The 6,638-nt window shown below is 37.9% G+C and carries 7 protein-coding genes; 5 read left to right on the forward strand and 2 right to left on the reverse strand.

From position 1 onward, the window contains the following. Positions 1-156 precede the first annotated feature (156 nt). Entirely contained in the window at positions 157-1,071 is a 915-nt protein-coding gene (locus HC176_RS13685; RefSeq protein ID WP_167919216.1) for a FecR family protein, read from the reverse strand. A gap of 55 nt (positions 1,072-1,126) precedes the next feature. Next, entirely contained in the window at positions 1,127-1,642 is a 516-nt protein-coding gene (locus HC176_RS13690) for an RNA polymerase sigma factor (RefSeq protein WP_167919218.1), read from the reverse strand. A 219-nt stretch (positions 1,643-1,861) separates the two neighbouring features. Between HC176_RS13690 and HC176_RS13695 the strand changes: the two genes are divergently transcribed. The 5 genes from HC176_RS13695 to HC176_RS13715 all read left to right on the forward strand — a co-directional run bounded on the left by HC176_RS13695 (position 1,862) and on the right by HC176_RS13715 (position 6,488). Further along, positions 1,862-2,911 carry a hypothetical protein gene (locus tag HC176_RS13695; RefSeq protein WP_167919220.1) on the forward strand — a complete coding sequence of 350 codons (1,050 nt, stop codon included), beginning with the start codon at positions 1,862-1,864 and terminating at the stop codon, positions 2,909-2,911. Between the two features lie 178 nt (positions 2,912-3,089). Continuing rightward, positions 3,090-4,148: a hypothetical protein gene (locus HC176_RS13700; protein WP_167919222.1), complete on the forward strand. Its 1,059-nt coding sequence runs from the start codon at positions 3,090-3,092 to the stop codon at positions 4,146-4,148. Between the two features lie 109 nt (positions 4,149-4,257). After that, positions 4,258-5,040 (forward strand): zinc metalloprotease, encoded by a 783-nt coding sequence (locus HC176_RS13705; RefSeq protein WP_167919224.1) that lies wholly within the window; start codon positions 4,258-4,260, stop codon positions 5,038-5,040. A gap of 30 nt (positions 5,041-5,070) precedes the next feature. Then, entirely contained in the window at positions 5,071-5,661 is a 591-nt protein-coding gene (locus tag HC176_RS13710) for a porin family protein (RefSeq protein ID WP_167919226.1), read from the forward strand. Positions 5,662-6,035: 374 nt separating this feature from the next. Continuing rightward, positions 6,036-6,488: a hypothetical protein gene (locus HC176_RS13715; protein ID WP_167919228.1), complete on the forward strand. Its 453-nt coding sequence runs from the start codon at positions 6,036-6,038 to the stop codon at positions 6,486-6,488. Positions 6,489-6,638: the final 150 nt, after the last annotated feature.

A 6,638-nucleotide genomic window follows, 5' to 3' on the forward strand; every position in this document is an offset into this window, starting at 1 on the left:
CTGCTGAAAACCAAAAGCAAAATTTATAAAAAGCAGAAAAAGAATGAGACATTTTTTATTTAACATAGATGGTGCCAAGATATGCTTAATTACAAACACTTCTCGATACAATTTTCTTTAGGAAAATTACTCGAAGTGACGGTTTCAACCTGAATATTATTCAGATGCATAGTTATACAACTCTACTTGCTTTCCATTTATTTTATAACTTAATTTTAATGGTATGGTTACAGACTGCAATGCAATGTTTTTATCGGTATGCGTAAACGTACCCGAAAAGATTTTTGAAACATCTACTTTTGAGGCGTCTATACTGATGTCGTACTGAATTTCCAATTCGTCAATGACTTGCCATAGCGGCACATTATCAAAACTGGATTCTTTGGCCATCCAAGACGGTGTTTCGGCGTTAAAATCGGCTACCTCAACAACATTCCCGTTTACTAATCTAAAAGTTTTTCCTGGTTTTAAAATCGTTTCCTTTTTATCTGAAGTCACTTTCACAGAACCCTCATAACACATCACTTCAAAATAGTTTTCGCGCTCTTTGACGTTGAATTGGGTACCCAACACTTGAATATTCCCAGCTTCAGTTTGCACGGTAAAGGTTTCGCCTTTGGTCACTTTAAAAAACGCTTCACCATCTAAATCCAAAGTACGATTCTTTTTCCATTGTTTTTTATTGAACGACAATTTAGATTGAGCATTCAATATCACTTCAGATTCATCTGGAAGGGTGAGTACTTCGGTTTGTGCCATTTGGGTTTCAAACGATTTGGTATTATTGAAGAACAAAAAGTAAGATGATGTTAGTAACACCACCAAAACGGCGGCCACCTTTAAGAACGACTTAAAGTTTAACGGAATGACCTTCGGCTCGGCTTTTTTGTGCGTTCGATTTTTAAATTGCTCCAAAGCTTTTTGGGCATCGACTTTAGGCACACTGAACTGCTTGGCATAAAACCCCACTTTTTCGAGTGCCGAAAAGTCTTCTTCTGGATAACGCTTTTTGATTTCCTGGGTAGAAATCTCGCCGTTAAACCATTTTAATATGTCGTTTTCCTTATTCATTTTTATATGCTTTGTACAAACAAGACACCTTTAAGTCCTTTTACCCTACCTTAAGTTATATATTTTCAATGTGTTTACGTAAAATTTTAAGTGCACCACTCATTCGTTTTTCAACGGCTTTTTGCGAAACATCAAGCAATTCGGCTATTTCTCGGTATTTTTTTCCTTCAATCCGGTTCATTAAAAATACCTCGCGCTGCGCATCAGAAAGCAATGAAATGGCAGCCTGCAATTTCTTTTTAAATTCCTCTTCCTCCAATAAATACTCGGGACTCTCGTTATTTTCGTCAATATAAGGCGAGGCTTTGGCGTATTCCATAACTACTTTATTGTGCTTTACCTTATTTAAAAACAAATTATTTACCGTAGTGAACAAATAGGTTTTGGCCTTGGCGAAATCTATTTTAGCACAATTCTCCCAAATTTTAGAAAAGGCATCCTGAACCAAATCCAAGGCATTGTCTTGATCGCCACATTTATAATAAGCAAAATTACTGGCGTGCTGCACGTGTTTTAAATAAAACTCATTGAAGTAGGCTTCTTCACAAAGCTTGGCATCGCTTTTCGTCATAGTCTAATCGGTCTTAATCAAGTTCAATTGTAATTACAAAAGTATAGTAAAATTATTTAGTTATGGTTTAGTTTAACAACCGGCTCTTTTTCAGCCTTAAAAAAACCATTTTAAAAAAAAAAATTAAAAAAGGGTAGGGTAAAAAAACTTTTGGTTGTCTTAAGGTCACAAAGCACAAAGCGTGCTATTAAAATGAAAATTTAACCCAAATTAATAATTATGAAAACTTTAAAATTTATTACCGCAACCTTACTTTTAGTTGGTTTCACTTTAACCTCTTGTCAAGACAACGACGACAATGTTAACCCAAATCCAGATAACTCTAATTCGGCCACTTCGCCAACAGCCAGTAACCTAAAGCGTTCGTCAATGCACAAAGGTAACTTTGATGATTTTTTAGACGGCACCTCGTGTTCATCTATCCTATTGCCTGTTACTGCGACCGTAAACGGCACCGAAGTTACCGTTGCCAGCGAATCTGATTACGAAACTGTAACCGATATTTTGGCTGAATACAATAACGACGACGATACCGTAGTATTGCATTTCCCATTAACGGTTAAATTGAGTAACCACACCGAAGTTACTATTTCTAATCAAATTGAGTACAATGCTTTAATGACAGCATGCGAGCAAGCTGAAAACGCAACCGAAGATGCCATTAATTGTTTAGATATCAATTATCCTATTAGCATTTTCACTTTTAACCTAAACTTAGAGCAAACCGGAAGTGTGGTATTAGAGTCTGACCAAGAACTTTATGCTTACATGAACGACTTTGAGGATGCTTATTTTGCCGTAAACTACCCTATTACTGCAACCATGAGTAACGACACACAAGTTACGATTAGCAGTGACATGGATTTGAGCACAAAAATTACAGAGTGCTTAGCTACCGAAGATGAAATGGAAGAAGCCGAAGAGGATGCCGAAGAAGTGGAGTCCATTTTAGTTGAAGGCGCTTTTAAAGTAGAATCGTTCATCGAAGCGAGCGTAGATAAAGCCAATACTTTTGCCGACTACACCATTACTTTTGCTGGCGACATGTCTTGTTTGGCACAAAACACGGCAGACTCTACAGCAAACGATATTCAAGGTATTTATGAAGTTGCTGCAGAAACCGAGGTTAGTTTAAACATAAACTTTAGCAGCAATGCTACCCTGCAGTTGCTTAACCATTCTTGGGAAGTAACCAGTTACACCCAAAACTCCATTACCCTTCAAAGTTCTGCCAATGCGGCAATAACTTTGGTACTTAACCGAGTTTAACACTTAGCTATTATCAATTCCTCAAAACCGGTAGGCCAATTAAGGTCTGCCGGTTTTTTTGTTTCCCAAAAACAACCTTTATAACTATATTTCGAAAAAAAATAAGTTTTTGGGTAGGGTAAACAGAAAATGAGTTGTCTTAACTACAGAAAGAGAAAACAAACCTAAAATGATTATCATGAAAAATTTTAAATTATTAACCGCAATCTTATTAACCTCAATATTCAGTTTCACGTCTTGCCAAGATGAAATAGACAGCGAAAACGGGCAAAACCCAAACACCAACTCTGCAACTTCGCCAACGGCAAGCAACTTAGAGCGTTCTGCAATGTACGATGGTAGTTTTGACGATTTTATTGATGGCATGTCGTGTTCTTCAATTTTATTCCCATACACCGCAACTATCAACGGTACAGAAATCACGCTTTTAAGCAAACTAGATTACAGTTTGGTTTTAAATATTTTGGGAGAAATTGTTAACGACGACGATGTAATTAGTTTTGAATTCCCATTAACCGTAAAGTTGAGCAACTACACCGAAGTTCAAGTTTCGAACCAAGCTGAATTGGACGCTTTAATGAACGCTTGCGAGGAAGCTGAAGAAAACGCCGAAGATGCTATTAACTGCTTCGAAATTGATTTCCCTATCTCTATTTTAACCTACAGTTTAAATGCCGAGCAAACCGGAAGCGTGGTGATTGAGTCTGAGCAAGAGCTTTACACCTACATGAACAACTTTGGAAACGACCAATTATTTGCCGTTAACTACCCGATTACCGCTACATTAAACGGAGAAAGCAACACAGTTGTTGAAATTACCAGCGATATGGATTTACAAACCAAAATCAACGAATGTGTGGCCAATGAAGACATGGAAGAAGAGGCCGAAGAAAACGCCGAAAACCTGGAAACTATTTTAGTTGAAGGTGCTTTTAAAGTACAGTCGTTTGTATCTGCAGGAGTAGATACCGCTAACGCCTACGCCGATTACACGATTGATTTTGCAAACGATTTAAGCTGTACCGCCGAAAACACAGTGAACACAACTATAGAAGATGTAGAAGGTACTTACCAAGTGGCTTCAGAAACAGAAGTATTCTTAACACTGAACTTTTCAAGCAATGCCAGTTTCGAATTGTTAAACCACACTTGGAAGGTAACCAGTTATTCTGAAAACTCAATAGAATTACAAAGTACAACAAATGCAGCCATAACTTTAGTTTTAGCCCAAATATAAACTAGATTTGCATTTGCTACGTATGTTATGGTAAAAACAGCCGCTTTTAATAAAAGCGGCTGTTTTAAAAATTAAAATCCTATTTTAGGCTGAAAAAATTGTAAAATAGATGTTACGAACCTTAAAAATATCACTTATACTGCTAACCTTAATTGGTTTCCTTCAAGGTTGCACTAAAGACCAAAATTCTGAAAACCAAGAAGACACCATTAATGTTAATGCCAATAAGCAAGCTACGGGAAGCTCTTCAAACGACTTGTTGTCGAGCAACACCTTTAGCCGTATGGAAATTCAACTGGCCTACGTAAAAGGTTTCGAGCCCACACAAGCGGCCATCAACAATTTTGTATCCTTTTTAGAAGCCAGAACCCATAAACCAAATGGTATTTCGGTTGAAAAAATAGAGATTCCTTCTCCGGGAATAGACCAACTGAGTATTGATGATATTGCCGATATTGAAAACACCTACCGCACCAAATATAACAACGGAAACACCATTGCTGTTTGGGCGCTTTTTGTAGACGGTGAATCGGATAAAAACGACGGCAACAATGTGGTGCTAGGATCTGCTTATTGGAATACATCGTTCGTTATATACGAAGAAACCCTAAGGGAATTTAGCAACAGCCCCGTTGAACCCAGCCGAAGCGCCTCAGAAACCACAGTGATAAACCATGAATTCGGGCACATTTTAGGGCTTACCAACTTAGGTGCGCCTTTACAAAGTGACCATGAAGACGACGAGCACCCCAAACATTGCGACAACAGCGATTGCCTAATGTATTGGGAAGCCGAATCTGGTGCAGCCGTAAGCAATATGGTCAATTCTGGGTCAGCACCGCAATTAGGTCCCGAATGCATAGCTGATTTAAAAGCTAACGGTGGAAAATAAAATTTACAAAAACCCTAAATATTATAAATTATGCAAACCTATTTTTTATCAATTTTATCGATTTTAACCATTTCATTTAGTGCTATGGCACAAGACGGCAACAGCAATACAGGAAACGCCGGATTAAAATTTGGTTACAACTTGGCCGCCGTAAGTTTTGATGGCGACACCGAAACCGGCCAACGCCACGGATTCCACGTGGGCTTCTATGGTGAATCGTTCCTTGCCGAAGCCGTTGCGTTGCAAATAGAGGTTTTATACTCACAACAAGGTTACGAATTAGAAGATGGCAGCGGCACCTTCACACAGAAGCTAGATTACATTAACATGCCACTATCTTTAAAAATCTACCCTGCCAACACCTTCTATCTAGAAGCGGGTCCGCAAATTGGCTTGGCGATTTCCCACAAGGAAGAGTTCGATAGCAACTTTAACCTATTTGACACCTCCCAAGAATTTGAACCCAACAATTTCGATTGGGGATTCAATTTCGGTGCCGGTTTTAAAACCGAATCTGGTGTGTCTTTGGGTGTTCGTTACCATTTAGGTATGGGCGATATTTACGACGAAGGCAGCCCACAAAATAGAGTCTGGCAATTCTCCTTAGGATTCGATTTTTAAAAAACACCGAAAGCAAAAAATATCGAGGTTGATTTAAATATTTAAGCCAGCCTTTTTTTTTAAAACAAACTTGAGTTCGATTTAATAATTCAGTGTTTACAATAGTTCCAATAAAATTGACCGTTATCACCTTGAGCCTTTCGGCTTCGCTCAAGATAAACTAAAGTCGAAAGGTATTGAGAAACTAGGATTTCAATTGGGTTTCGACTCTGCTCAACCTGACACGCCACATTAACTTGCTAATAATAAAACATCTAAATAAATTATGATATCGAACTCAGGTCTTTTAACAATTTTTAAGGTAGGGTAAAACAACTTTTGGTTGTTTTAATTATGAAAGCCAATAAAGGCAACATAATTATAAACTAAAAGTCATGAATATATTTAAAACATCATTATTCACTCTAGCCCTTTTATTTTCGTTTGGAGGTTTTGCGCAAGAGCAAGCCGCAGTCACCGAAACTAAAATGGATAAAAAAACCTATTATCAAAAACGTGCTGAGGAAGACGCCAAATTCGAGCAACAGTTCAACGCAGAAACCAAAACCGAAGAAGAGCAATTTTGGAAAGAACAGAAGGCATACGAGAAAAACCTAAAGAAAAAAGACAGACAAGCTTATAAAGCCTATATAAAAGGAAAGCGGGATGCCTACGCCGAGCATTACGAGCACTGCAACCACCACTGTCACCACAGCGACCATTATTATAACCATGCTTCGTTTTACTATTACAGGCACGACAGATACTACCACCGCCCCCATTACAGAAGTGGTATAAACACCCGGGTAAGCATAGGCACACCCAGTATACGATTAGGGGCGTTTTAAACGTAGGTTTTTTAAAACGGAATGAGGTCGTCTAAAAAGTAATATTTAGGCGATTTTCTTTTTTATAAAAACATTGGTTTTATAAGAGGTTGGATATTTTGATTTAAATGTAGCCCGTAAAAAGTTTTCAGTCTTTCTTACAGGGTCAAA

The organism is Tamlana crocina (genome assembly GCF_012037625.1).

Bases quoted from the DNA above. Each gene is read 5' to 3' on its own strand.
- HC176_RS13710 (WP_167919226.1), top strand. From the start codon at position 5,071: ATGCAAACCTATTTTTTATCAATTTTATCGATTTTAACCATTTCATTT.
- HC176_RS13685 (WP_167919216.1), bottom strand. From the start codon at position 1,071: ATGAATAAGGAAAACGACATATTAAAATGGTTTAACGGCGAGATTTCT.
- HC176_RS13700 (WP_167919222.1), top strand. From the start codon at position 3,090: ATGAAAAATTTTAAATTATTAACCGCAATCTTATTAACCTCAATATTC.
- HC176_RS13695 (WP_167919220.1), top strand. From the start codon at position 1,862: ATGAAAACTTTAAAATTTATTACCGCAACCTTACTTTTAGTTGGTTTC.
- HC176_RS13705 (WP_167919224.1), top strand. From the start codon at position 4,258: ATGTTACGAACCTTAAAAATATCACTTATACTGCTAACCTTAATTGGT.
- HC176_RS13715 (WP_167919228.1), top strand. From the start codon at position 6,036: ATGAATATATTTAAAACATCATTATTCACTCTAGCCCTTTTATTTTCG.
- HC176_RS13690 (WP_167919218.1), bottom strand. From the start codon at position 1,642: ATGACGAAAAGCGATGCCAAGCTTTGTGAAGAAGCCTACTTCAATGAG.